The sequence below is a fragment of the Acinetobacter sp. SWBY1 genome (assembly GCF_002946595.1).
GTDB lineage: Bacteria > Pseudomonadota > Gammaproteobacteria > Pseudomonadales > Moraxellaceae > Acinetobacter > Acinetobacter towneri.
The window spans coordinates 1863211-1889799 of sequence record NZ_CP026616.1 but is presented as its reverse complement, the minus strand read 5'-3'; the positions used below and the strand labels follow the sequence as shown (position 1 = coordinate 1889799).

At 41.3% G+C, this 26589-nt stretch carries 25 protein-coding genes and 1 pseudogene; 19 read left to right on the top strand and 7 right to left on the bottom strand.

The genetic code is table 11. The features are described 5' to 3' along the window. Positions 1 to 167 precede the first annotated feature (167 nt). The 4 genes from guaB to recJ all read left to right on the top strand — a co-directional run bounded on the left by guaB (position 168) and on the right by recJ (position 5496). Positions 168 to 1634, top strand: coding sequence for an IMP dehydrogenase (gene guaB / locus C3Y93_RS09165; protein WP_004974257.1), 1467 nt, complete (start codon positions 168 to 170; stop codon positions 1632 to 1634). A gap of 142 nt (positions 1635 to 1776) precedes the next feature. Beyond that, positions 1777 to 3108, top strand: a complete 1332-nt coding sequence (gene glmM, locus C3Y93_RS09160; RefSeq protein ID WP_104852719.1) for a phosphoglucosamine mutase — start codon at positions 1777 to 1779, stop codon at positions 3106 to 3108. A 14-nt stretch (positions 3109 to 3122) separates the two neighbouring features. After that, on the top strand, positions 3123 to 3779 hold the full coding sequence (gene pdxH, locus C3Y93_RS09155; protein ID WP_104852718.1) for a pyridoxamine 5'-phosphate oxidase: 657 nt from the start codon (positions 3123 to 3125) through the stop codon (positions 3777 to 3779). 13 nt (positions 3780 to 3792) lie between these two features. Further along, positions 3793 to 5496 carry a single-stranded-DNA-specific exonuclease RecJ gene (gene recJ, locus C3Y93_RS09150; protein WP_104852717.1) on the top strand — a complete coding sequence of 568 codons (1704 nt, stop codon included), beginning with the start codon at positions 3793 to 3795 and terminating at the stop codon, positions 5494 to 5496. A 58-nt stretch (positions 5497 to 5554) separates the two neighbouring features. On the opposite strand, the gene C3Y93_RS09145 is transcribed toward recJ, so the two are convergent. Next, positions 5555 to 6331 carry a putative porin gene (locus tag C3Y93_RS09145; RefSeq protein ID WP_004974263.1) on the bottom strand — a complete coding sequence of 259 codons (777 nt, stop codon included), beginning with the start codon at positions 6329 to 6331 and terminating at the stop codon, positions 5555 to 5557. A 571-nt stretch (positions 6332 to 6902) separates the two neighbouring features. On the opposite strand from C3Y93_RS09145, the gene prfB reads away from it, so the two are divergent. The 5 genes from prfB to C3Y93_RS09120 all read left to right on the top strand — a co-directional run bounded on the left by prfB (position 6903) and on the right by C3Y93_RS09120 (position 11636). Next, positions 6903 to 7998, top strand: a protein-coding gene (gene prfB / locus C3Y93_RS09140) for a peptide chain release factor 2 (RefSeq protein ID WP_104852716.1) whose coding sequence is annotated in 2 segments (ribosomal slippage) — positions 6903 to 6974 and positions 6976 to 7998 — 1095 coding nt in all. Because the reading frame shifts where the segments join, the coding sequence is not laid out codon by codon here. A gap of 157 nt (positions 7999 to 8155) precedes the next feature. Next, a complete protein-coding gene (locus tag C3Y93_RS09135; protein ID WP_019837093.1) occupies positions 8156 to 8455 on the top strand; it encodes an ArsR/SmtB family transcription factor in 300 nt (99 codons plus the stop codon). A 20-nt stretch (positions 8456 to 8475) separates the two neighbouring features. Then, positions 8476 to 9555: an alkene reductase gene (locus tag C3Y93_RS09130; RefSeq protein WP_096901672.1), complete on the top strand. Its 1080-nt coding sequence runs from the start codon at positions 8476 to 8478 to the stop codon at positions 9553 to 9555. Between the two features lie 84 nt (positions 9556 to 9639). Then, positions 9640 to 10920, top strand: coding sequence for a 3-deoxy-D-manno-octulosonic acid transferase (locus C3Y93_RS09125; RefSeq protein WP_104852715.1), 1281 nt, complete (start codon positions 9640 to 9642; stop codon positions 10918 to 10920). Positions 10921 to 10922: 2 nt separating this feature from the next. Beyond that, complete coding sequence (locus tag C3Y93_RS09120; RefSeq protein ID WP_104852714.1) at positions 10923 to 11636, top strand: 16S rRNA (uracil(1498)-N(3))-methyltransferase; 714 nt, start codon at positions 10923 to 10925, stop codon at positions 11634 to 11636. Here C3Y93_RS09120 and C3Y93_RS09115 read toward each other — a convergent pair. Then, the gene (locus C3Y93_RS09115) at positions 11610 to 12596 is read right to left on the bottom strand and encodes a mechanosensitive ion channel family protein (protein ID WP_004974276.1); all 987 of its coding nucleotides are present in this window, start codon (positions 12594 to 12596) and stop codon (positions 11610 to 11612) included. The two genes, C3Y93_RS09120 and C3Y93_RS09115, sit on opposite strands and share 27 nt — an antisense overlap. A gap of 469 nt (positions 12597 to 13065) precedes the next feature. Here C3Y93_RS09115 and acs point away from each other — a divergent pair, with 469 nt between their 5' ends. From acs to C3Y93_RS09100, 3 genes are all read left to right on the top strand, one after another. Further along, positions 13066 to 15009 carry an acetate--CoA ligase gene (gene acs / locus C3Y93_RS09110; RefSeq protein WP_104852713.1) on the top strand — a complete coding sequence of 648 codons (1944 nt, stop codon included), beginning with the start codon at positions 13066 to 13068 and terminating at the stop codon, positions 15007 to 15009. A gap of 193 nt (positions 15010 to 15202) precedes the next feature. Beyond that, entirely contained in the window at positions 15203 to 16663 is a 1461-nt protein-coding gene (locus C3Y93_RS09105) for a DUF3375 domain-containing protein (RefSeq protein ID WP_104852712.1), read from the top strand. A gap of 10 nt (positions 16664 to 16673) precedes the next feature. Next, positions 16674 to 17414, top strand: coding sequence for a DUF4194 domain-containing protein (locus tag C3Y93_RS09100; protein WP_104852711.1), 741 nt, complete (start codon positions 16674 to 16676; stop codon positions 17412 to 17414). A 27-nt stretch (positions 17415 to 17441) separates the two neighbouring features. Here the strand turns inward: C3Y93_RS09100 and C3Y93_RS09090 are convergent, their stop codons facing one another. Continuing rightward, on the bottom strand, positions 17442 to 18146 hold the full coding sequence (locus C3Y93_RS09090; RefSeq protein ID WP_104852710.1) for an IS6-like element IS1008 family transposase: 705 nt from the start codon (positions 18144 to 18146) through the stop codon (positions 17442 to 17444). An 806-nt stretch (positions 18147 to 18952) separates the two neighbouring features. Between C3Y93_RS09090 and C3Y93_RS09080 the strand changes: the two genes are divergently transcribed. The 5 genes from C3Y93_RS09080 (at position 18953) to C3Y93_RS09060 (ending at position 22728) form a co-directional block, all read left to right on the top strand. Then, positions 18953 to 20764 (top strand): copper resistance system multicopper oxidase, encoded by a 1812-nt coding sequence (locus C3Y93_RS09080; protein WP_034583971.1) that lies wholly within the window; start codon positions 18953 to 18955, stop codon positions 20762 to 20764. Further along, positions 20751 to 21089 carry a hypothetical protein gene (locus tag C3Y93_RS09075; protein ID WP_004897649.1) on the top strand — a complete coding sequence of 113 codons (339 nt, stop codon included), beginning with the start codon at positions 20751 to 20753 and terminating at the stop codon, positions 21087 to 21089. The genes C3Y93_RS09080 and C3Y93_RS09075 overlap by 14 nt, the downstream gene beginning before the upstream one ends. Then, entirely contained in the window at positions 21076 to 22020 is a 945-nt protein-coding gene (locus tag C3Y93_RS09070) for a copper resistance protein B (protein ID WP_104852709.1), read from the top strand. Before C3Y93_RS09075 ends, C3Y93_RS09070 begins: the two co-directional genes overlap by 14 nt. Before the next feature lie 179 nt (positions 22021 to 22199). After that, complete coding sequence (locus tag C3Y93_RS09065) at positions 22200 to 22445, top strand: type II toxin-antitoxin system RelB/DinJ family antitoxin (RefSeq protein ID WP_000246755.1); 246 nt, start codon at positions 22200 to 22202, stop codon at positions 22443 to 22445. Further along, positions 22435 to 22728 (top strand): type II toxin-antitoxin system RelE family toxin, encoded by a 294-nt coding sequence (locus C3Y93_RS09060; protein ID WP_000221358.1) that lies wholly within the window; start codon positions 22435 to 22437, stop codon positions 22726 to 22728. Before C3Y93_RS09065 ends, C3Y93_RS09060 begins: the two co-directional genes overlap by 11 nt. Before the next feature lie 37 nt (positions 22729 to 22765). On the opposite strand, the gene C3Y93_RS09055 is transcribed toward C3Y93_RS09060, so the two are convergent. Together C3Y93_RS09055 and C3Y93_RS09050 are read right to left on the bottom strand one after the other, a co-directional pair. Continuing rightward, positions 22766 to 23917, bottom strand: a complete 1152-nt coding sequence (locus C3Y93_RS09055; protein ID WP_058951619.1) for an IS4-like element ISAbe18 family transposase — start codon at positions 23915 to 23917, stop codon at positions 22766 to 22768. Positions 23918 to 24135: 218 nt separating this feature from the next. Beyond that, positions 24136 to 24465, bottom strand: a complete 330-nt coding sequence (locus C3Y93_RS09050) for a four-helix bundle copper-binding protein (RefSeq protein ID WP_004827037.1) — start codon at positions 24463 to 24465, stop codon at positions 24136 to 24138. Positions 24466 to 25245: 780 nt separating this feature from the next. On the opposite strand from C3Y93_RS09050, the gene C3Y93_RS09045 reads away from it, so the two are divergent. Together C3Y93_RS09045 and C3Y93_RS09040 are read left to right on the top strand one after the other, a co-directional pair. Then, positions 25246 to 25602, top strand: a complete 357-nt coding sequence (locus tag C3Y93_RS09045; RefSeq protein WP_004668307.1) for a type II toxin-antitoxin system RelE/ParE family toxin — start codon at positions 25246 to 25248, stop codon at positions 25600 to 25602. After that, positions 25595 to 25897, top strand: coding sequence for a helix-turn-helix domain-containing protein (locus C3Y93_RS09040; RefSeq protein ID WP_005237493.1), 303 nt, complete (start codon positions 25595 to 25597; stop codon positions 25895 to 25897). The genes C3Y93_RS09045 and C3Y93_RS09040 overlap by 8 nt, the downstream gene beginning before the upstream one ends. Positions 25898 to 25938: 41 nt before the next feature. Here the strand turns inward: C3Y93_RS09040 and C3Y93_RS09035 are convergent. After that, a pseudogene (locus tag C3Y93_RS09035) lies at positions 25939 to 26100 on the bottom strand (IS6 family transposase); the annotation flags it as partial. Positions 26101 to 26172: 72 nt separating this feature from the next. Beyond that, positions 26173 to 26565, bottom strand: a complete 393-nt coding sequence (gene cadR, locus C3Y93_RS09030) for a Cd(II)/Pb(II)-responsive transcriptional regulator (RefSeq protein WP_104852708.1) — start codon at positions 26563 to 26565, stop codon at positions 26173 to 26175. Positions 26566 to 26589 lie beyond the last annotated feature (24 nt).

The following is a 26589-nucleotide window of genomic DNA, read 5'->3' as shown; positions in this document are numbered from 1 at the left end:
TAAAAAGCAAACTAAGGATGAAAACTTCAATTTTTAGATGAAAATTACCGATTTTTTCATGTCGCATCCCCCAGAAGGGCAGAATAAAAAATATTTCTTAGAGAACAAATGAAATTTGTGCCCAGATTTGTTTATAATGGCTCACGGAAATTACCAGTGAGACTGTTATGCTGACCATCGTTCAAGAAGCGTTAACCTTCGATGATGTCTTATTACTCCCTGCCTATTCTACTGTTCTCCCAAAAGATGTCTCCTTAAAGACACGTTTTACGCGCGGCATTGACCTGAATATTCCTTTGGTTTCAGCAGCAATGGATACGGTGACTGAATCTCGTATGGCAATTGCGATGGCGCAAAACGGTGGTATTGGTATTTTGCATAAAAACATGGACATCGTTGCGCAAGCAGCCGAAGTGCGCCGTGTGAAAAAATTTGAAGCGGGTATGGTGAAAGATCCAATTACCGTAACCCCAGAAACCACAGTACGTGAATTGATTGCGCTGACTCAAGCCAACAACATCAGCGGTGTGCCTGTGGTGAAAGATGGCAAAGTTGTCGGTATTGTGACAGGACGTGATACACGTTTTGAAACCAACCTTGAACAACCTGTCAGCAATATCATGACAGGTCAAGATCGTTTAGTGACAGTACGCGAAGACGAATCTAAAGAAAACATTCAAGCTTTATTGCAACAGCATCGTATTGAAAAAGTCTTGGTGGTGAATGACCAGCAGGAATTAAAAGGCTTAATTACGGTCACTGATTTCCGTAAAGCAGAATTGTATCCAAACAGCTGTAAAGATGACTTAGGTCGTTTACGTGTGGGTGCTGCAGTGGGTACAGGCGCAGAAACACCAAGCCGTGTAGAAGCATTGGTTGAAGCAGGTGTCGATGCGATTGTGGTTGATACTGCACACGGTCACTCTGCAGGCGTAATTGAGCGTGTACGTTGGGTAAAAGCTAACTATCCACAAGTTCAAGTAATTGGCGGTAACATTGCAACTGGCGATGCTGCTTTGGCATTGTTAGATGCAGGCGCAGACGCAGTGAAAGTGGGGATTGGCCCAGGTTCAATCTGTACCACACGTATTGTGGCAGGTATTGGTATGCCGCAAATCTCTGCAATTGACGCTGTTGCCAATGCATTGAAAGAACAGATTCCATTAATTGCCGATGGTGGTATTCGCTTCTCTGGTGATATGGCCAAAGCAATTGGTGCAGGTGCAAGTACCATTATGGTCGGTTCATTGCTTGCAGGTACTGAAGAAGCACCGGGCGAAGTTGAATTCTTCCAAGGTCGTTACTACAAAGCATACCGTGGTATGGGTTCATTGGGTGCAATGGCAGGTGCAACAGGTTCTGCAGACCGTTATTTCCAAGACTCGAAAGCAGGTGCAGAAAAACTTGTACCAGAAGGTATTGAAGGTCGTGTACCGTACAAAGGCCCAATGGGCAACATCGTGCATCAAATGATGGGTGGTTTACGTTCATCTATGGGTTATACAGGTTCTTCAACTATTGAAGATCTACGCCAAAATGCTAAATTCGTGAAAATTACTGCAGCAGGTATGCAGGAATCTCACGTGCATGATGTGACGATTACTAAAGAAGCGCCGAACTATCGCGTTGGTTAATATGAACTATCGCGTTGGTTGATATTTAGTAGCATTTTCAAATAAAAGCCGTCATCAATGTGACGGCTTTTTCATTTTTGGTGTAAAGTAACTCGCAGTAAAAAAGTGATGATAAAGATCACCCCTAAGAAGTGAGAACAATATGAGTTATTTTGGTACAGACGGCATTCGAGGGAAGTTTGGAGAGTTACCAATTACACCTGATTTTGCATTAAAACTAGGTTTTGCAGCAGGTAAAGTTTTAAAAAAACACACCAAAAAAAATAAACCTATTGTGGTATTGGGTAAAGATACACGTCTTTCAGGCTATATTTTAGAAGCAGCATTACAGGCGGGTTTAAATGCCGCAGGTGTCTATGTGCATTTGCTCGGTCCATTGCCTACGCCTGCTATTGCGCACTTAACCCGTGCCCTGCATGCCAGTTTAGGCATTGTGATTTCAGCATCGCATAATCCATATTTTGATAACGGGATTAAATTTTTCTCGGGCGAAGGTAAAAAGCTACCAGATGCCTTGCAAGAAGAAATTAACCAAGAATTGCAGCAAGAATTAAAAATTGAAGATACAGCCAACTTGGGTAAAAGTGTTCGTGTTAAAGATGCCAATGGGCGTTACATCGAGTTTTGTAAATCGACCTTTCCATATCATTTAGATTTAAATGACCTCACCATTGTGGTCGATTGCGCCAATGGTGCGGCCTACAATGTTGGTCCTGCGGTATTCCGTGAATTAGGCGCGAAAGTGATTGCTATTCACAATGAGCCGAATGGTTTAAACATCAACGAAAATTGCGGCTCAACCCATCCTGAAAGTTTGCAAAAAGCAGTGCTTGAACATCAGGCGGACTTGGGTGTTGCATTTGATGGTGATGCAGACCGTGTGATTTTGGTGGACAGTCAAGGCAAGCAAATTGATGGCGACCACATTTTATATATTCTTGCTACACAAGGCTCGAAAAAACCTGCAGGTATTGTCGGGACGTTAATGAGCAATATGGCATTGGAATTAGCGTTGGAAAAAGCCCAAGTACCATTACTGCGTGCCAATGTCGGTGACCGTTACGTGCTACAAGGTCTGGAAGAAAATGGCTGGGTGATTGGTGGTGAGCCATCGGGGCATATTTTGACTTTGGATAAGAGCACTACAGGTGATGCAATTATTGCGGCTTTGCAAGTGTTAACGGTGATGGTCGAACAAAATAAAGCCCTGCATGAATTGGTGGCAGATTTTAAACTGTTGCCAAACGTGCTGGAAAATGTGCGCTTAGCAAATATGTTTGACCCGTATACTGTTCCTGCCTTGGTGGAAGAGTTTGACCGTGCTACGGAACAGCTGAAAGGTCGTGGACGCTTATTGATTCGTAAATCGGGCACTGAACCTGTGATTCGTGTCATGGTGGAAGGTGATGATTTGGCTGAAGTGAAGGCAATGGCGAAAGATTTAGCCGATGCTGTACGTCGTCATGCCGTCTAAAAGGGGGGTAAATCGTGAGTGATTTAATTAAAGATTTAAGTGAGCTGCGTTTAAGTTACCAAAAAGGTGAATTGCTAGAAGCACAGGTCAGTGCCAATCCGCATATTCAGTTTTTGAATTGGTTTAACCATGCCTTAGAAGCCAAGCTGCATGAACCGTATGCGATGTCATTGGCGACTGCCAATGCGCAAGGTCGTCCGCATGTGCGTACTGTGTTGCTGCGTGGAGCTACCGAAGCAGGCTATGACTTTTATACCAATTATGACAGTCAAAAAGGGTTGGATTTAGCGGCCAATCCTTATGCTGAATTGTTATTTTACTGGCCTGAACTGGAACGTCAGATTCGTGTCAGCGGTTATGTCGAAAAAATTGATGAGCAAGAATCGACAGCGTATTATCACAAACGCCCACGTGACAACCAAATCGCTGCGCATATTAGCACTCCGCAAAGTGGTGTGATTGCCAGCCGTGAAGAACTACAGGCGCGTTTCCAAGACTTGCATGCCCGAGTGGGTGATCAATCTGAATTGCAAAAACCCGTATTTTGGGGTGGCTACCGCTTGCAGCCTGATTATTACGAATTTTGGCAAGGCCGTCCGAACCGTTTGCATGACCGCTTAGCTTATGAAAAAATTGAAGGTGACTGGAAACTACAACGCTTGATGCCTTAAATCACTGGAAACTATGTCAAAAATTCTAATAAAACAAAGACCTTTACTTACACGCCCTGAAAACTTTCAGGGCGTCTCTACATTTGTTGCTCAAATTTTAGCGCGCCGTGGCGTTGCGTCTGAGCAGGAGCTGGAACTTAAACTGAAGCACTTGCTTGCTCCAAGCATGAAAGGTCTACCAGAAGCAATTCAGCTGATGGATCAGGCGATTGATCAGCAGAAAAAAATTGTAATTGTGGGCGATTACGATGCCGATGGCGCGACCAGTACCACACTCATGATTTTGGCATTGCGCGAAATGGGCGCACACGTGCAGTATTTAGTACCTGACCGTTTTAAATATGGTTATGGCTTAACCCCCGCCATTGCCGATTTGGCTTTTGAGCGTTATGCACCTGATTTATTAATTACGGTAGATAACGGCATTTCCAGTCATGCAGGTGTGGAGCGTGCGCAAGCTTTGGGGATGCAGGTCATCATCACCGATCACCACCTCACTACAAAAGCCACTCCAAATGCAGAGGCTGTGGTGAATCCGAATCAATTGGGTTGTGATTTTCCAAGTAAAGCTTTGGCAGGTGTGGGCGTGGCATTTTATGTGTTGGCGAACTTATCCAGTCAGCGTAAAAAACAGGGTAAATCTGCTGCAAATTTAACGCAATATTTAGATTTGGTGGCCTTGGGCACCTATGCCGATGTCGCTAGTCTGGATTATAACAACCGTATTTTGGTGGATGCAGGCTTAAAACGGATACAGCAGAATTTATGTCGTCCTGGGATTAGCGCATTGCTGGATTTGGCAGGACGTGAACCCGCACAGCTTAAAGCGCAGGATTTGGGTTTTGTCTTGGGGCCACGCATTAATGCTGCAGGGCGCATGGAAACCATGGACATTGGAATTGAGTGTTTACTGGCAGCGGATATGCAAAGTGCCTATGCTTTGGCGCGTCAGTTAAATGCTTTGAATCAGGAACGTCGTCAGGTTGAAGGGCAAATTAAACAAGATGCGCTGGCAGAATTGGAAAAGCTGCAGTTAGATCAAAGTGATTTACCGCATGCCTTGATCATGTTTGAAGAACATTGGCACCAAGGTGTGATTGGAATTGTCGCAGGACGTTTAAAAGAACAGTTTCATCGCCCTGCGATTGTATTTGCTGCCGATGAAGATGGTGAGCATATTAAAGGCTCTGCCCGTTCAATTGAGGGGATTCACATACGTGACACCATTGAATTGGTTGCAGAGCAATATCCATATTTGGTCAGTCATTTTGGTGGACATGCGGCTGCGGCAGGTTTGACCATTAAAAAGGCGCACTTTGCAGAATTTAAACAGGTCTTTGAACAGATCATTGCGCAAATGGATGCAGATTTATTTCATGCCGTGCTGTGGACAGATGGTGAATTGCCGCAAGAAGCTTTTGATTTACACACGGTAGATTTATTGCAGCATTTAGCACCGTGGGGACAAAAGTTTCCGCAGCCTGTGTTTGAGGGACGGTTTAAAGTGGTTGATTTTAGATGGTTGAAGGACAGTCATTTAAAATTGCGTTTGGCATTGGACAATGGGCAAGTGGTTGATGCGATTGCGTTTGGTGCTAAAGATAAATTTGAATTTAACCCGATGCGGGATGATGTGCGTTTGGTTTATGAGTTAGAGCGCAATGTGTTTAATGGCAATGTGAGTTTGCAGTTGCAGATTGTGCATTTGGAGCAGTAATCCAAATAAAAAAATCCGCTCAAATTTGAGCGGATTTTTTTTCTTTTAATGTGAGGGATTAGAAGCGATATTTAGCTGCGACACCAAAGCGGTTGTAGTCAGCATTACCAACTTCACCAAAGCCTACACGACCTTCCAAGCTGACTTGTGGTGTAAAGAATTTACGTGCACTCACACCAAACTCATCATTATCGTTGATATCGTTGCTGTAATAATCGACACCTACACTTAGCGTTTTATCAATGAAGTAATCTGCAGCAAGATTGTATTCATCGAGATCACCAAAAGCAGCACCTGCTTCAAGGTTGATGTCTTTACCATTTGAAAGTGTAGTTACGTATTTAGCACGTAAAGTCGGGTCTACACCATCATCACGGTCATTATCCCAACCTTTAAGACCTGCTGCGATTAACAAGCCCGGTGCTGGTAAATAACCCACTTCTGCACCATAGGTGGTTAAATCATTGTTTAGGTCATCATTGTCTTTCAAGTCATGACCGCTCACATTACCACTTAAGTAAAAGTCTGAGTTCGGTACAAAGTACTCTGCACCTACGCCATAAGTATGCGCTTCATTGTCGCCAACTTCGTCATATTGGTATTTGGCATTTACGTTGCTAGCACGATCAAGGAACGCTGCTTCTGCCAAAGGTGCATTACGGGTTTGTACAGGGTTAAAGTAATAAGTACCATCTACACCGAATGAACCACTTGAGCTGCCGTTGTCTGGATCAATCAGTCCTGCTGATGCACCAATTTCAGCTTGGTATGCGTTCGCAGTACCAGTGATAGCCAAAGCTGAAAGTAGGGCTGATGCGATTGCTAATTTTTTCATGGAAAGTACCCCTCTGAAATCTGGTTAACAGTTAAATTTTTTGTTACAACTTTCAGTCTAGGCGAAAAAAAATCAGCGTCAATCACAGGAAAGTTGCCGCTTTGTTACAAGCGTAAATTTGTGTAATATTTTGAGTTTAAGTGATTGAAATATAAATGAAATAATTAAATGTTTTGTTTTATTAAAACTATGTGTATTTTGTGAATTTTACTAAAGTTGATCATTAAATAATCAAACTTGTTTCATCTTTGTTTTATTTTGGCGGGTTGAAGCAATTACCATACACCACTTTTAAGCATGTTTTCAGCTGAATGTGTCAGGCAAAAAATCAGGGCGATAGATCGGCCATTAAGATAAATATCCGTGTTAATCGTGCATGCTATTTTAGGTTGGATATCATCAGGCTTTCACTTTAAAAGTTTAAAGCGATCTTTATTTTTAACCATATTTAGCATTCAACTTATAAAAGCTGAAAAGTTATGCTGGAATTTGCAGCAGGGTAGAAATGCCAGAACAGGTCTGTGCTACAATTATCGGCTATTGAGCTTCATTGTTAATTGAGAGAATTTACGTGGAAATTAATCCTTATCTAAACCAATTAAAAGACTTGAACGAACGTGGTCAAACACTACGGGGGTATCTTTGACTACGATCTGAAAAAAGAGCGTTTAGAAGAGGTTCTCCGCGAGTTAGAAGATCCTGCAATCTGGAATGATCAAAGTCGTGCGCAAGCCATGGCCAAAGAAAAGGGCGAGCTTGAAAACGTGATTCATGTCCTAGAAGGTTTGGCGACACAGTTAGAAGATGCCCAAGCCATGTTGGACTTAGCCGTTGAAGCCGATGATGAAGATTTATTGGTGGATGTGCAGTCTGAATTGACTTCTGCTGAAGAAGAACTGGCGAAATTAGAATTCCGCCGTATGTTCAGCAATCCAATGGATCCAAACCCATGCTATGTCGAAATTCAGGCAGGTTCGGGTGGTACAGAAGCGCAAGACTGGGCATCGATGCTGTTGCGTATGTATATGCGCTGGATTGAACGTCACGGCTTTAAAGCAGAATTGATGGAAGAATCGGATGGTGATGTGGCAGGGATTAAATCTGCGACCATTCGCGTAGAAGGCGAATATGCCTATGGTTGGTTGCGCACTGAATCGGGTGTGCATCGTTTAGTGCGTAAATCGCCATTTGACTCAGGTAACCGTCGTCATACGTCATTTTCTGCAGTGTTTGTTTCACCAGAAGTGGATGACAATATTGAAATTGATATTAACCCTGCCGATGTTCGTACCGATACGTATCGTGCATCGGGTGCGGGTGGTCAGCACATTAACAAAACTGACTCTGCGGTACGTTTAACCCACGCACCTACAGGTATTGTGGTTGCTTGTCAGAACCAACGTTCGCAACACGCCAACCGTGACCATGCGTGGAAACAGTTACGTGCCAAGTTGTATGAACTGGAAATGAGTAAACGTAATGAGGCGGCTCAAGCACTGGAAGACTCGAAGTCTGATATTGGTTGGGGAAGCCAAATTCGCTCTTATGTATTGGATGATTCACGTATTAAAGACTTGCGTACAGGCGTGGAAACTTCAAATACAGGTGCAGTTTTAGATGGTGATTTAGATAAGTTTATTGAAGCCAGTTTAAAACAGGGTCTATAAGTTAGGGTCTGTAAGATCATAATGAGCCTGCCCAATTCAGTTGAGTTGCTTAAAAATTTATATAAATCGTAAAAAAACGATATTAATATCGAAAAAATACGATATATTAAAAGCAGCTGCTGAATTGGGCTTATATTTACGAATATGTGTCTGAATGATGGATGTCGATTTAATCTTTAAAGCCTTAGCCAATCCTACCCGTCGGCAAATTTTAGAATGGTTAAAAGCACCAGAACAATTTTTGTCGGTAGATGAGTGTGGCGACTTTAAGCGTGGCGTATGTGCAGGACACATTGAGCGTTTGGGCAACGTGTCGCAATCGACCATGTCAAATCATTTATCGGTACTGCAACAGGCAGGTCTTATTCGTGCAGAAAAATATGGACAATGGTCGTATTTTTCTCGTAATGAAGCACTCATTCAGCAATATGTCGAATATTTAAAACACTCACTTTAACTGTGAGATTAGAGGCAAAAATGGCTGAATTAGACTCTCCTTTAGTTTTGGGTGATCTGCATCTAAAAAACCGTGTGGTGATGGCACCTTTAACCCGTAGCCGCGCCAGCGATGACCGTGTTCCAACGCCAATGATGGCAGAATATTATGCACAGCGTGCCAGTGCAGGTTTGATTCTTTCAGAAGCAACGGTAATTTCTGAAGAAGCCAATGGTTATTTAAATACCCCAGGATTGTTTACCGATGCTCAAGTGCAGGGTTGGAAACTCGTTACCGATGCCGTGCATGCCAAAGGTGGTTTGATTGTGGCGCAACTGTGGCATGTAGGTCGTGTTTCACATCCAGATTTACTCAATGGTGCAACACCAGTATCGGCAAGTGCGGTACAACAAGCAGGTTATGTCAGTTTGTTGCGTCCTAAACGTGAATATGTGTTGCCACGTGCCTTAGAAATTGCAGAAATCCACACCATTACCGAGCAATATAAACAAGCCGCCATCCGTGCCAAAGAAGCAGGATTTGATGGGGTAGAGTTGCATGCAGCCAATGGTTATTTGATTGATCAATTCCTGCAAAGCAAAACCAACCAACGTGACGATGAATACGGTGGTTCGGTTGAAAATCGTGCGCGTTTCTTGTTAGAAGTGATGGACGCCTTAATTGAAGTCTGGGGCGCAGGTCGAGTCGGTGTGCATTTAGCACCACGTGGCGATGAGCACGACATGGGAGATGATGATCCACGTGAAACCTTTGGCTATGTCATGCAGCAATTGGGGCAGCGTAAAATCGCCTTTTTCTTTACCCGCGAATATTTAGCCGAAGACAGCATTTCCCAAGAAATGAAAGTACGTTCAGGCGGTGTGCCATATATCGCGAACATGCGTTTAAGTCGTGCTGATGCCGTGGAATTATTGGCTTCGGGCAAGGCCGATGCGGTGTCATTTGGTAAGGCGTATATTGCCAATCCAGACTTGTATGAGCGTTTATTGGCAGATGTACCTTTAAACGAACTCAAGCTGGAAAACATGATTGGTACAGCCGTTGCAGAAGGCTATATCGATTATCCAACTTTGGCGGAAACACAACACGCTGTAGAATAAAAGCCAGTATAGCGCCACATGCAATTAACATGCGCGTGTGGCTCTGTTATATTTTGCCGATAATCTTTCTTTGGGGCGCATCTTTTGGCTACTCCATTTTGGTATAACGCAGCCTTGGCGCTGTTAAAACCGATTTATCAGTCACGTATTCGTAAACGTGCCGAACATCCTGAGCAATTACAACAAGAACTGCTTGAGCGTTTTGGCCCATTTCAGCCTGCTAAAAATTTACATGCCATTTGGTTTCATGTGGTGTCGGTGGGGGAAACTAATGCCGCACAACCTTTAATTGAACATTATTTAAAAGTGGGACATCCCGTTTTAGTCACCAATACCACCAAAACGGGGCAGGCACGCGCCAAATCATTATTTTTAAAAGCACCGTATTTAGATTTATTTCAAGCTGTGTATTTACCTGCCGATCAGGTGCATTTAATTCGTGAGTTTTATCAGAAATATCAGCCTAAATTATTGGCACTGGTCGAAACAGAGTTATGGCCAAACTTGATTGATCAGGCGCAGCATTTTCAAGTCCCGTGTTTGTTGATTAATGCGCGGCTTTCGGAAAAATCGGCCAAAGGTTATGCCAAAGTTAAAGGATTAACTCGCGGCATGTTGCAAAAATTGCAGCAACTTTTGGCGCAAGACCCTGCCACACAGCAGCGTTTTATTGCATTGGGGATGCCTGCCGAGCGTACAAAAGTGGTGGGTAATATTAAATTTGATATTACTGCACCAGAAGATTTTGTAGAGCAAGCCGCGCAGTTGCAACAGACATGGCAATTGGTACATCGCAAAATTATTACCCTTGCCAGTACCCATGCGCCTGAAGAACAGCAATTATTGACTGCACTGAAACCTTATTTCGCACAGCATCCTGAACTGTTATGTATTGTTGTGCCGCGCCATCCAGAGCGTTTTGATGAAGTGGCTATGCAGGTGAAAAAACTGCAACTTAATATGCAGCGCCGTAGTTTGGCTGAAGCGATTCAACCCGAAACACAAGTGTATTTAGCCGATAGCATGGGTGAAATGTGGTTGTGGTACGCCTTAAGTCAGGCCTGTTATGTCGGTGGTTCGCTGAATGAACCTGGCGGTGGGCATAATATTTTAGAGCCTTTGGCCTTAAATGTCGCCACGGTATTGGGCAAAAATTATTTTAACTTTCAAAGTATTGTGGATGAGTTTGTTGCAGCAGAAGCCGTGTATGTGGTCGAAGATGCTGAACAAGCTGTAAATACGTTAACGCAATTGTTGTTTGAACCTGCGTTACGTGCACAGCTGAATCAAAATGCTCAAGTGATTATGTATAAAAATCGTGGCTCTTTAACTGAGCATATTCACGTGATGAATCAGTATCTTTAAATATGAATATCGTTTTGCTTGACCCGCGACAGACCACAAATGAAGTGTGGTCTATTAGCACCCAGCGGCAAGTGCAGCATTTGCATACGCATGTTGGTGTGCAAGTCGGTGACAGCTTGAAAGTCGGGATTCGTGGTGGCAAGCGTTATTTGACCGAAGTGGTGGAAGTCAGCGAGCAGCGAATTCAAGTCAAAGCCCTGCATGAAGAAGCTGTCCCAAAAAAACTGCCTGTGACCCTGATTGTGGCTTTGCCGCGCCCCAAAGTATTGCGTCGTTTAATTATGGATAGCGTGACGTTAGGTGTGGAAAAAATTATTTTACTGCACAGCTATCGGGTTGATAAAAGCTATTGGCAAACGCCATTTTTGCAGCAGCTCGATCAATATGTAACTTTGGGCTTGGAACAAGCAGGCGATACCATTGCACCTGAGATCCAACTTTATAAACGCTTTAAACCCTTTGTGGAAGATGTTTTGCCCGGTTTGATTTCTGCCGATTGTTCTGCTTATGTGGCGCATCCTTATACCGATCAAGCTATGCCACATGCCATCCAACATCCATGCAGTATTGTGATTGGCCCAGAAGGTGGATTTATTCCCTACGAAATTGATTTGCTCGAAAAAAACGGCTGCCAAGCGCGGCACTTGGGCAACCGTATTATTCGTACTGAAACTGTGATTGCTTATGTTTTAGGGCGTTTGTTTAGTGCGGGCTGAATCATCTTCATTGACTGCTGCATCACCACGATAAACTTTCACTTCCTGCACAGGATAAGGAATCGAAATGTGATGTTCGGCAAAAGCGGCAATTACCCGTTCTTGCACTTCACTGATGGATGCTGAAGTGGTGGTTTCCGTCGTATTTACCCACCAACGCACATTTAAATTAATCGAAAAATCGGCCAAGGCAGTGACATTGACGCTAAATGCAGGTTGGCTCAAGATTTTTATGTCACGGTCTAAAATGGCCAAAATAATATCTTTGGCTTTTTGTACGTCATCTTCATAACCAATACCGACCACAAACTCGCAACGACGACGGGTATAAGCCGTATTGACCGTCACGGCACTGGTATACACCGTAGCATTTGGAATCACGATGCGACGTCCATCGGGAGAGCGCAGGAAGGTGGCACGAATCTGAATATCTTCTACCGTACCTTCCATATTATTTACGATAATGTCATCACCAATTTTAAATGGCTCGCCAATCAAAATCAGCACACCCGATAATAAATTCTGGAAAATATCTTTAAAAGCAAAACCAATTGCAACAGAGCCTAGACCCAAAGCACTCATCAGTTGGCTTGGGGTAAAACCCGGAATTGCAATCACCATCGCAATCAGAAAACCAAAGAAAATAATTGCGGAACTACCGACCCGATTCAGCACCAAAACCAGATTTTGTCGGGTATAGGAACGATTGTTTAGGGTCTTGCGGACAAACCATTTAAACACACGGGCAAGCAGCCAAAACAGAATCAGCACCACGGCTGCAATCATTAAATACGGCACACGCTCCCAAAATCCTTCCATAATTTTGTCGATGGTGGAGTAGGCGTCATTGTACTTGGCCGTATGATTGATCACGGTTTGCGTGGTTTTTTCAGTGGCTTCCTGCAACAGCTGGCTGGTGTTTTCAGAAACTTCACTGAGTGAGGGTTTGGATTCTGCCACGATAATTCCGAATTCAAAATGAAGTGACTATTTTGCCTGAAAAACTCAATTTAGTTAATGAAGCAATGCTTATTTGCGAGTATTTTAGACAACTTGGAGAGAAGTGATGAGCGTACTATTTTTTGGCGCTTAAAATGCTAGTTGTATGTGGTTTTATCTGTAAGACAGGGTCGTTGGCATGGATGATTGGCTGCGTAAAAAAATGTTAATACTCGCGATTATTGGACGATATTTTCTTTAAAAATAATGCAATGCGCAGTACAGTGGAATGTAAACCTGAAAAGTATGAATGCAAGGACATGGCATTCGATCAACGATTTGGCATGCTCTTGTTTGTACAAAATTTATGCGACTAAAGCCGAATGGTGAGCCATAAAAAAGAAAGTTCATACTGTAAATGTGCAGAAATAATAATCAATAACGTGGCATACATCTCGTGAGAGATGCAAGAACATCAAGGAAGTAGCAGATGAAAGACGTATATCCTGTTCCAGATGAATTTAAAAAGACTGCCCGCACCACTGAGGCAGAATATTTTCAACGCTATCAACAATCTATAGATGACCCTGATACTTATTGGGCAGAGCAAGCCCAACGCTTAGATTGGATTAAACCTTTTACTCAAGTCAAAAATACCAACTTTGACCCCGAGCATTTTAAAATTGAATGGTTTGCCGATGGGCAACTGAATGTCAGTGCCAATTGCTTAGACCGTCATTTAAAAGAACATCCGCATAAACCTGCAATTATTTGGGAAGGAGATCATCCTTCTCGACATAAAGTGGTTTCTTTTGCTTCTTTGCATGATGAAACCTGCCGTTTTGCCAACGTACTGAAAAAGAACGGGGTGCAAAAAGGAGATCGGGTGGTGCTGTACATGCCGATGGTTTCCGAAGCTGCGATTGCCATGCTGGCCTGCGCGCGGATTGGTGCAGTGCATTGTGTGGTTTTTGGTGGTTTTTCTCCCGATGCTTTGGCTAGCCGAATTGAAGATTGTCAGGCCAAGTTAATTGTCACTGCCGACTCGGCCATGCGTGGTGGTAAGCCAATTTATTTAAAAGCCAATGTTGATGCCGCTCTAAAAGTAGCAGGTACTGACTGTGTGCAAAATGTGATTGTGGTGCATCGTACAGGCAATCCGATTGAGATGTTGCCTGAACGCGACTTGTGGTATCACATGGAAATTATGTCGGTGAATGATATCTGCCCACCCGAGCCGATGAATGCCGAAGATCCACTATTTATTTTATATACCTCGGGTTCGACTGGAAAACCCAAAGGTGTTTTGCATACCACAGGCGGTTATTTGACCTATGTGAATAGCACGTTTCGAGAAGTCTTTGACCTGAAACAGGATGATGTGTTTTGGTGTACCGCAGATGTAGGCTGGATTACAGGGCATTCTTATGTCTTATACGGGCCATTGTCGAATGGTACATCTACCGTGATGTTTGAAGGGGTGCCGAACTATCCAAGCTGGGCGCGCACAGGGCATATTGTCGATAAACACAACATCACCATTTTATATACCGCGCCGACTGCCATTCGCGCCATGATGCGAGAGGGAGATCGTTTTGTACGTGAAAGTGACCGCAGCAGCTTGCGTTTACTTGGTTCAGTCGGTGAGCCGATTAATCCTGAAGCATGGAACTGGTATTACAACGTAGTAGGTGAAGGACGTTGCCCAATTGTAGATACATGGTGGCAAACCGAAACTGGGGGCATATTAATTTCAGCATTGCCGGGTGCAACGCCACTGAAACCCGGTTCGGCAACCCGCCCATTATTTGGCGTGCAACCTGCTATTGTCGATGCCGAAGGTAATGAACTGGAAGGCGCGACCGAAGGCAATTTAATTATGAAAGATTCATGGCCAGGGCAAATGCGCGGTATTTGGGGCGACCCTGCACGTTTTATTGAAGCGTATTTTTCGACCTATCCGGGTGCGTATTTTACAGGAGATGGTGCACGCCGTGATGAAGATGGCTATTACTGGATTACAGGGCGTGTGGATGATGTCTTGAATATTTCGGGGCACCGTTTAGGTACTGCGGAAATTGAAAGTGCCCTAGTAGCGCATGAAGCTGTGGCTGAAGCGGCAGTGGTGGGTATGCCCCATGAGATTAAAGGACAGGGGATTTGCACCTTTGTAACTTTGCAAGTTGGTACACCCGAGTCAGAGGAATTGCGTGAAGAATTAGTCAATTGGGTTCGCAAAATTTTGGGGCCTGTGGCAACGCCTGATGCGCTGCATTGGGCACCTGCTTTACCTAAAACCCGCTCAGGTAAAATCATGCGCCGTATTTTGCGGAAAATTGCAGCGAATGAATTGGATAGTTTAGGAGATACTTCGACTTTGGCTGAGCCGCAAGTGGTGGAGCATTTGATTGCAACGGTGTATGGGGAGAGGTAGGTTAAGGTTACTGTCACTGTACACAAAGAAGTTAGATAAGGTTTGTTTTTTTATTTTTTTCGATGAAGTAAGGTGATTGTTTATATCATCTTACTTTATGCGACAACTCGTGTCGTCTTGCTTGGTAATTTGCTTGGGTGATTAAAAAATAACTGTAGAATAAATAACCATCATACAGATGATGTGGAATGGCATGAATATTCTAGGGTTACAGGCCAAGTATCGGCGTTTATATCATGAAAACTCAATTTGGAAATTATTAAGAGCAGATAACGCACCACATATTTTAGCGTTCATTGTTGACTTATTTGCAGAACAAAATGAAGTCCCTTATGGCCGTGCAAGAAATGTCTTGGATGAGTTGATTAAATCTAGTCGTGAGCAGGGTATTTGGCAGACAGAAAATAATGCAGCGCATTATTTAAATCATTGGATTCATTCAGGCTGGCTCAGAGAAATAGATGGCAAGCTGAGTAAAACGGATATTAGCGAAACCGTATTACGTTTTTGTCAGGGCTTGGATGAGCGAGCAACCCATACCACAGCATCACATTTAAGAATTGTGCTGGATGCGGTTCGTGATTTTGTGGTCGCATTGAGTGAAAATATTGAAGAACGAGTGGAGTTGCTCGAACAAAAAAAATTAGTGATTCAAAATGAAATAGATGCTTTGTTGGCGGGTGTTGTTACACAATTAGAAGAATCAGAACAAAAAGAAAGAATACGAGAAATTTATCAACTTGCTTCCATTCTTACAGGCGATTTTAGACGGGTCGAAGATGAGATTCGTCTACGAGATAAAGAGTTGCGTCTAGATATGATTAGTGGTGCTTATTCACGTGGAGAAGTATTGCTGAGCTTAATGGAAAAAGAGCAGTTGCTTGCCCAAAGTGATGCAGGCAGTGCTTTTGATGGGTTTTGTCAATTACTTCAGGATCAAGATCGTTCTACTGAGTTTAGAGAGCAGTTACGCAGTATTTTGAATCATCCTATTGCACAACAATTAAGCGAATCTCAACGTAAATATTTAGGTCAGTTAATGCGTGAGTTAGGACGCGAAAGTAGCCGAGTTTTCCAAGTCCGACGTCGTACAGAAGAAGGTTTGAGAGCTTATATTGAAAGTGGTGCAGCATTGGAAAACCGTTTGATTGATCAGTTGTTGTCGGAATTAGAAAAAAATGCAGTGGCATTGTTGGAATCGGAGTGTGATTTAAAAACAGAAGTACAAGTGGATTTAGCCGTGGGTTCCATCCAGCTGAATTCGCCTGAAAGTCTTGCTTTAAAAAGTCCCACAGAACATATGGATACACGTGAGGTCGAAGAGCAACAAAACAAGACTGAACCTAGTGATCAGATGCTGAAGTACTTAGACAATGTACGGGTTCGTGCTGTTGCTGAAAAAGTATATCAAACGCTCGCACAGAAAGGGGTGATGAGTATTGCCCACTTAACACATGAACATCCTTTACAAGCGGGGCTTGAAGAACTTGTTGCTTATTTGCGTATAGCAAAAGCCATTAAAGCACCACAAATGCAGCATACCGAGCAAGTTGAACTTAAGGATCGTTCAGGTGTGCATTTGCAGGCCAGTATTCCAGTGTATTACTTGAGTGCAGATTTATTTCCCAAAAATATAGATGAGCTGGCACTTTAAGGAGATCGAGATGCAATCAGAAAATAAGATACAACAACATGACAACTTCTTTGAAATGGTACGCAGACCATCTTCAAATTCAGAGAAAAATATAGAAATCCAAGCTAATCAGCCTGTAGAAGATTCGTTTCCTACAACTGGGGCAGAGGAACAACATGCAGATAATCAAACAGAGATGGAGCATGCTCAGGATCGTGATACAGATGCGCTTATGCCACATGCAGCCCGACGCGTATTGGTCTATCTCATGCGTCAAGGGGTTATTCTTGCAGCAGAAAACTTAAAACTTTTTGATTTATTGTGCCGATATGAAGCGGAAATTCGTAGACATTTGGCAGAGGTTTATATCCAGTTGGTTTTGGATGCCAAGAAAGGTGTAGCTTATATCATCAATCTCGAAAGTATTGAGGATGAACAGGAAGATGAGAACCAGCCTTTAGATGATTTTCCTGTACTGATACGAAAACGAACTTTGACTGTATATGACACCTTAATTTTACTTATTTTGCGGAAGTATTATCAGGAGCGGGAAACTGCGGGTGAGCAAAAAATTATTATTGATGTTGAGCGAATCCAGAGCAGTTTAATTCCATTTATTCCTTTAACGAATCATGACAGCAAAGATCGTAAAAAGCTAAATGCAGCATTAGAAAAATTTATTGAGAAAAAAGTATTAACGGGACTGCGTGGTGAAGAAGGGCGTTATGAAATTACGCCAATTATCCGGGCACTGTTGCAAATAGAGATTTGAGTCGATGAAGTTCCTTTTTAAAAGTGCTTAGAGACCGAAAACCCTGTTGATTAGACACACTTCACCTTGAGGCTGACCATAATAAAATGACGATGCTTGTCCTTTACGTAGTGCACGCATGACTTCAATACCTTTAATTGTGGCATAAGCCGTCTTCATAGATTTGAATCCTAATGTGGCCCTGATGATCCGCTTTAACTTACCATGATCACATTCAATGACATTATTTTTATACTTAATCTGCCTGTGCTCAATATCTACTGGACATTTTCCTTCTCGCTTTAACCGTGATAAAGCATGGCCATAGGTCGCTGCTTTATCTGTATTGATGACCCGTGGAATTTGCCATTTTTTCACCGTATTGAAGATCTTTCCTAAAAAACAATAGGCTGATTTACTGTTCCGTCTAGCGGAAAGGTAAAAGTCAATCGTATGACCACGTTGATCAACTGCACGATACAGGTAAGTCCATCGCCCCTTCACTTTGATATAAGTCTCATCCATATGCCATGAATGTAAATCTGTAGGATTACGCCAATACCTGCGTAAGCGTTTTTCCATTTCTGGAGCATAACGCTGAACCCAACGATAAATTGTGGTGTGGTCAACATTCACACCTCGTTCAGCGAGCATTTCTTGAAGTTCACGATAGCTGATGCCATATTTACAATACCAACGAACAGCCCAAAGAATGATTTCACCTTGAAAGTGCCGACCATGGAAGGGATTCATCTGCTGTATCTCGAAATAAATAAGATATTTAGCTTATCATGTCAGCCTATTTGCAACAGTGCCTATTGGGATTAGCAACTAAATTTAGTTTAACTTATAAAAATCATGAAACACTGTTCGAATTTTAAGCGTGGAACATGAATAATCAATAAAAAGCTGCTCTGGTGCCTTACTTCCTAGAGCGGCTTAATCTAATATACTGAAATTTAATGATAAATATAAAGTGTTTCATATAAGGTGTATTATGTTAATTTTAGAGAAACTACTAAATTATATTGAGTTGTAAATATTTGAAATTCCGTTAAGATATTTTGGATTAAATTCTATTCCTAGATAGCATTCGTGTTGACTCATCTCTCCAAAAAACTTTGGTTTTGTTTTCTTATGGTTTTTGCCATAGGATGGAGTAGTGTGTCTGTTGCATCAGTAAAGATAATGCATATCAATATGCAAACTGAAATGAGCCAAGATCATTGTTTAGATCAAGCACAGCAAGTCACTCAACATGGTATTAATCACGAAGTACAGACGAATACCGATTGCCATAATCATTTAGCTCTTAATCAGAATATAGATCACAAAAAGTGTCAGGAATGTTCTAGCTTATCCTGCCAGACACAGATCTCATGTCTTCATTCTTTGCAAAGCTCGCTAGATCCCCTAGATACCTTCTATTCTATAGATCAGCCTAATTTTTATTACCCCAACCAATATCTAAATGGGTATTGGCAAGAAATTTTACGTCCCCCTAAAGCTTAACCAATTTTTTTAAAATTTATTTATTTTTCAAAAATTAAGGTTAAGTTATGTCTCATAAAATTAGTTCGTACCTATTAGCAGGTATTTGTTTTGCATCGTCGCCTTTGGTTTTTGCCGAAGTGCGTGAATATCAGCTTGTTATTGATGAAGCAGTGGTCAGCCCAACTGGAAAGCCTGTAAAGCGCATTACCGTAAATGGTCAATTTCCTGCGCCTTTGCTTGAGTTTGAAGAGGGTGATGAAGCCATCATTCGCGTGAAAAATAATTTAAAAAACCAAGATTCTTCTATTCATTGGCACGGACTGTTGTTGCCGGGCATTATGGATGGTGTACCGGGATTTAATGGTTTTAACGGTATTAAGCCTCAAAGCGAGTATGTTTATAAATTCAAGATTCGCCAAAGCGGGACTTATTGGTATCACGCTCATTCTAAAGGACAGGAACAGGACGGCTTATATGGTTCTTTTGTGATTTATCCAAAAGGTAAAACACCATTGGCAGCACATGAAAAAGCTGAACGTGACTATGTGGTGATGTTGTCAGATTTTCATGAAAAAACCAGTGATCAAATTCAGAAAGATCTTAAAATTTCAGCTGAATATTATCAAGATCAGCGTGAAACCTTGGGTGATGTTTGGAAGCAGGTTAAACGTGATGGCATAAAAGCGACATGGTCTGACCGCAAAATGTGGAATCAGATGCGTATGCTAAAAACCGACATGTCGGATGTTACAGGTTATACCTTCCTCATTAATGGCAAAACACCTGAACAAAATTGGACAGGAATGTTTAAACCGAATGAAAAAATTCGCCTACGTTTTGTGAATGCATCTGCGATGTCTTTCTACGATGTCCGTATTCCTAACTTGAAAATGACTGTGGTCAGTGCTGATGGTCAGCCTGTAAAACCTGTTGCTGTGGATGAGTTTCGTATTGGCACAGCTGAAACTTATGATGTGATTGTGGAGCCAAAAGGCGGACATTATCAAATTGAAGCTGAGTCAATTGACCGTGCAGGCTATGCGATTGGTACACTGCACAATGAATTAAATCCTATGACACATGGCATTCATATGCCTGCACCACGTCCACGCTCACTTTTGACCATGGAAGATATGGGACATGGTGGCGGTGATCATGCAGGAATGGATCATTCGAAAATGAACCACGGCAATATGCAAGGCATGGATCACTCGAAAATGGATCATTCAAAAATGAACCATGGCGATATGCAAGGCATGGATCACTCGAAAATGGATCATTCACAGCATGGCACAGCAAAACCACAAGAAAATGATCAAGTGGTTTATGGTTGGGCAAATGCATCTACACCTGCGGGCAATAAAGCCTTGCAATATAGTGATTTAAAATCTTTAGAACCGCAAAAAGATACTCGTGAAGCTAGCAGTGAATTAGTAGTGCGTTTGGGCGGTACTATGGAGCGTTATATTTGGACGATTAACGGTAAAAAATTCAGCGATGCTGAGCCATTAAAAGTGAAGTATGGCGAGCGTATCCGTATCAAATTTATTAATGACAGTATGATGGCGCACCCCATGCATTTACATGGCATGTTTATGCAGTTGGAGAATGGTCAAGAGTCGGTAGATATGCCGAATAAACACACATTGATTGTACCACCGGGTAAAACAGTGACTGCTTTATTAACTGCGGATGAGTTGGGCGAATGGGCAATCCATTGTCATTTGTTGTATCACATGAGTGCAGGAATGATGAACAAGTTGATCGTGGCAAATGTTAGCGATGAACAAGTGTCTACAACGCCAATTCAAGGTACAAATTCGACTCAAACTCACCAAGTAACTGAGCAAAAAGGAGCTGGACATGCACATCACTAATTTTGTATTTAAAGCGTTTTTTTCTGTTGCGGTATTGAGTTTAACAAGCTTAAGTTTGGCGCACGAAGGGCATCATTCAACTGCTCAGACTGATGGAAAAAATGTACCATCAATGAATCATCAAGCGATGTCTGAGATGGATCATTCACAGCATTCTCCACAAGAGCATGCACAACACATGCAGATGATGGGGAAAATGAATCATGCTGCACATTCAGCACCGATGAACCATCAACATGCAGGTCATCAGCCAATGCATCACAAATCAACAGAGAAACAGCAAGATCAAAAAGTACAGAAAGGAGATCAACATGCGCACCATTAATCTTTTTTCTAAAACTGTTTTAGCAAGCTCTTTGTTGATGGTCAGTGCAGTGGGTTTGGCACATAATGGTGAAGATCATAGTGCGCCTGAAAAAATGACAGTTGCTACATCTTCTAGTCAAAATCAGCCGATGCAAATGGATCGCTCTCAAATGAACCATAGCCAAATGAATCAGGCACAACATCAGGCAACATCTACGGTTAATCATTTACATCATGTACCAGATGCGAATGCTCAGCAGAGTTCGCATTATGATCATCGCTCAGAACACGGTGCGCAAATTTATGCGATTACGACAGTGGACAATAAGTGGCTTGTCAATGAAGATGGCACAGGTGATTTAAAGTCAGAGTTTGAAACCCGTATTGGCACAGATGAAAATAAGGTTTTTATTAAAATTCATGCCGATAAAGAAGAATCGCATGATGCACATTATGATGCCAAACTTTTATATAGCCGTATGATTTCAGACTTTTGGGATGCACAGATTGGTGCACGTTATCGTAGTGAAAAAGTTGAACTCAATGATCATCGCAAAGACACCGAAGAAAATGTTGATGCGGTGATTGGCTTACATGGTATGGCGCCATATTTCTTTGAAACTGATGCTTATCTCTATGCGGGAGAAGACAATTATGCGGGCTTTAGCCTAGAAACGGAACGTGATTTTCTGATTACGCAAAAGTTGATTATTCAACCTTATTTAGAGTTGGATGCTATCTTTAGTGATGACTCTAAATATGCGAAAAAAACTGGTTTAAGCAGTGCAACCGCAGGGTTTGAAACTCGCTATGAAATCAGTAAAAAGATCATGCCGTATATCGACATTGCCTATGAGTATTCAAAAGGTAATGATGAAACGTCGTGGCAAATAGAATCAAACTCTGAGAAAGGTTGGTTATATGGAGCTGGTGTTAGATTTAGATTTTAATTAATTTAATGATTACTAAATAGCTTTATTTAAATAAAACTCTAGCTTAATGTGGCCGGAAGCAAAATGTTAACTTATTTTGCTTCCTTCCATTTAACATAATGGCTGTTATGCGAAGTCGACTTGTAATGCAATTTGCATTACAATATTCCTAGTACATTAAATACTTGGGAAATATGATGGCTACTGTTAACTTCAGGATCGATGAAGCCCTTAAAGAAAAATCTTATTCAATCCTTAAAGAGCAAGGTATTGCACCTACTGATTTCTTCACTAGTATTCTTGAGTATGTTGCTACGACTGGGAAACTGCCTGTCAAAAAAGCTTTGCTTTCGGAAGAAGATGAAGAATTATTAGCTCTTGTCCGTAAGCGCATTAATGATCCTAAAGAGATGTTTGAGGAAGTCACATTAGATGACTTATAAGCTTTTACGTCACAAGGACTTTACAGCAGAATGGGAAAAACTCCCTGTTGCTATACGAGATCAATTTAAAAAGAAACTAGCCAAAGTCATAGAGCAGCCACATATTCCAAAGAATATGCTTAGAGGCGATCTTGCAGGTTGCTATAAAATCAAATTATTAAAAGCTGGTGTCCGACTTGTCTATCAAGTTAAAGATGATCAGGTAGTTATCCTGCTCATTACCGTCGGAAAACGAGCTGATAGCATAGTTTATGACGAAGCGAAAAAGCGAATTAAAGACTAAAAATGGGAGCTTATAGCCATTGCTGTCCCACAATTTTTCACAAGAGGAAGCTCAAATGAGCTTCCTCTTGTTTTATGGGTATTTTATCGGGTGAAAATAAAGCTTTTAAAGTTCTTCTTTCAAACAAGTTCACTTGAATTATTCTGAGTAAACGTTGAACTGTCCAACCTGTTTTTCCTAAATGTTGAGCGAAACTCACCAATAAATAGGCGATCATCGCAATCCAGATTTGTGTCTGAATTGCGTTCCTGCTGCGGCCTAGAAACGCTTTTAATTTGAGATTCTGCTTAATCGCCTTAAAGAACAGCTCAACTTTCCAACGATCTTTATAAATCGCCGCAATGGTGGAGGCGGCTAAATGAAAGTTATTGCTGAGAAAGCTAAAGTGCTTGCCACTTTGCTGATCTCTATATTCAATTCTTCTTAACACTGGGGCTTTTCTTTTTAGGGCATGTGCGCTATTCAGCTGAATGGTTTCATCTTTTAGAATACCTTTGGATTCAAGCACTGGATGTTGCTGGATCACCTGATACACAGATTTAGGCCTAAAACGTGTGACAAATCCAATGTTTTGAGCAGTCAGATTTGCATACCATTGGTAATCGACATAGCCTTTATCAAAAACTACAATGCTGCCAGCAGGAAACTGGAATTTGCGGCCTTGTACCATGTCATTTTCTTTGCCATTTTCAACTGCAACAAACTCAGGAATATCATTGCTGTGATTCAATCCTATACTGAGTTTCATGCTGGCTTTTGAGTCGTGAACTTTGGCCCATTCACATAAGGAAAGCGACAGGTCAATATGACTGGCATCCAAGGAATACAAGGGATTCTTAAAGCGAAATTTATGAGCTACTTTTGAGTGTTCATAGTATTTAAGCAACTTGTAAAATAGCTGTTGATACAAGGCAGCAGGCTGCTGCTCATTGATTCGTGCCAGCGTGCTTCGGGGAATAGACTTTGCTCCGAGATGACTTAGCTTTTCCTGTTGGCACTCCAAATTGGATTGAATATCTCTCAGACTTTGCCTACAAGAGAATTGAGACATCAATATGGCAATAAACTGATCCCACCGGGAAGCCGCTCTAAATTTCTGTCCAACATGGTGTACTTTAGCAAGTTGTTCAAAATCCTGTCGCACAACAGGTTTAATTAGCTCATGAAATACGGTATTCTGATGGGACAAAACCTGAATCCTGGTCGTTAAAGTGTTTGTTTGCACTCATATTTTAACTGTTAGGACTCAGGTTTTTTTATTTAAAGCAAACTATGGGACAGCAGTGAGCTTATAGCTCCCATTTTTGCCTTCGTATAAGGTGTATTATGTTAATTTTAGGAAAGGCTCTAGACTAGCAGAATGATTATGTTAGTCTAGAGCCATATAATTAACATTATTGAAGTATTTTACATGGCAATTTTTCGACATTCTTCTGCACACTGACGGCAAGCCTCAGCACATTTTTTACAATAATCATGTGAATGTTTTTCACACTCTTCCGCACAATATTCACAGATCTTAGCACAAAGCTCACAAATCTCTTTGAGGAAAGGTGAGTTATGTTGTTGCATACGCACACATAACTGACAAATATCTGCACATTCTAGACAACGTTGAATACATTCACGCATCATCTCTAAATCTTTTTCTTTTAAACAAGAAGTTGCACATTCAGTACAAATAAGTGAACAGTTTGTACATGCAGAAATACACTTTGAAAATTCCGTATTAATCATTTTTTACTCTCAACTTATATAATCAAAGAAATAATTAAAACATAATTTTTTTCTACTAATTATTTTAAATTATTAGTAAATGTAATACATAATGTTAATTTATATGAATAATGTTAATTTTAACTAAATCTTATTTATATTCCAAATTATTAAAAAACAGTTTTTAATTAGGATAGATGATCAAGTATCAAAAGCAGCTATTCTTAAAATAACTGCAATAATTTTATCACTTTAAAAATAGATTTTCCCTCTATTTAACATAATGGGCGTTACGCGAAGTACACTTGTATATTAATCTAAATATCAACCACTTAATAAAAATAGAAAAATCCAAAAATGACCAAAAAGCCGATTTTGAAACAAGTCGGCTTTTTTTATGAGCGGTTTTGATACTTCTTGCCAATAAATTTGACTAAAAAATAGTCAGTTTTGAGGTTTTTCAAATTTTATCAATGCCTCAATGTCCAAAATTATCCACATTTTTTGTGGATAAAATTTAGGCTATTTTGTACGCCTGGGCTTACGTAAATTCCGGTTCTTTACGGCTGTCCAGGAAAGGTGAATTTTCCTATGATGAACTCATCGGGAACAGGAAGTTCCATACAAGAATAACAATAGATAAGCACAAGGACTGTAAGGTACGACAGGAGTTATACCGAGCGAACCAATACGAAAAACCCCGGCAGGATGCCGGGGTTTTTTATTGCCTATCCTTTCTCATTTGCAAAACAAACATAATGCCCCTAAAATATAGACTATAATCTATATTCTGGTTGTGGTATGTGGACAGTCATTACGACAGATCTATTTAATCAGTGGCTTGAACAGCAAGATGAACCTACACAAGAGAAGGTCCTAGCTGCCCTGGTTGTTCTACAGCAGCAGGGACCGAGTTTAGGCCGTCCTTTAGTAGATACTGTGTATGAGTCTAAATTTACCAATATGAAAGAACTGCGTGTTCAACATCGCGGTAGACCCTTAAGAGCTTTCTTCGCATTTGATCCCTTACGACAGGCTATTGTTCTATGTATTGCTGATAAAGGCGGTAAAAAGCGTTTTTATAAAGACATGCTGGATATTGCAGATGAACAATACCAACTTCATCTCACTACCCTAGGAGATAAATCTAATGGCTAAGACTCTGCAAGAATTGTTAGCTAGCCGCTCTCCAGAGAGCCAAGCCCGTATTCAAAAAATGGCTGATGAATTACTGCTAGAAAATCAGCTTCATCTTATTCGTGAAGAACTCGAAATTTCTCAAAAAGAGCTTGCTGAAACTTTGGGAATAAAACAGCCATCGCTTTCAGCAATAGAAAATCGTGGCAATGATCTTAAGATTTCAACCTTGAAAAAGTATGTTGAGGCAATGGGAGGGAAGCTCCGTATTGATGTAGAGCTTCCAACAGGAAAACATATAGGATTCAACGTTTAACAATAAAAATGGGAGCTATAGGCTCCCATTTTTAGATTCGTATAACGTTGAACCCAACGGTAAATAGTCGTGTGATCAACATTCACACCCCGTTCGGCCAGCATTTCCTGCAGTTCACGATAGCTAATGCCATATTTACAATACCAGCGCACAGCCCAAAGAATGATTTCGCCCTGAAAATGCCGACCATGGAAAGGATTCATATGCTGCACCTTTAGCTAAAACAGTCTTCAGCTTACCAGTCGTGGTTATTTGCAACAGTGCCGTCTAGATAATCAAGCTAGATTTTTTAGAACTCCACATTGGTCAATTGTACATAAGCCATCACAAGTACCTCTTAAATCAGATAATTGTTCAATAATCTTTTGTTGCTTGATTATATTTTCTCTGATAGCACTGACATGTAAGTCAATTAATTCATTCACATCTGAACAATTTTTCTTGGGATTATCTTTATAGGTGAGTAATTGACGAATTTCATTCAAACTCATATTTAAAGTTCGGCAATTCAAAATAAACTTAATTCGCTCAACATAGCCTATATCGTAAAGGCGGTAATTTCCTTCCGTTCTTTCGGGTTCCGGAATTAAACCTTCCTTTTCATAAAACCTAATTGTTAATACTGAACATGAGGTTTTTTTAGAGAGTTCACCAATTTTTAAATGCATTGAGTTGGTATTTCCAAAAAATCT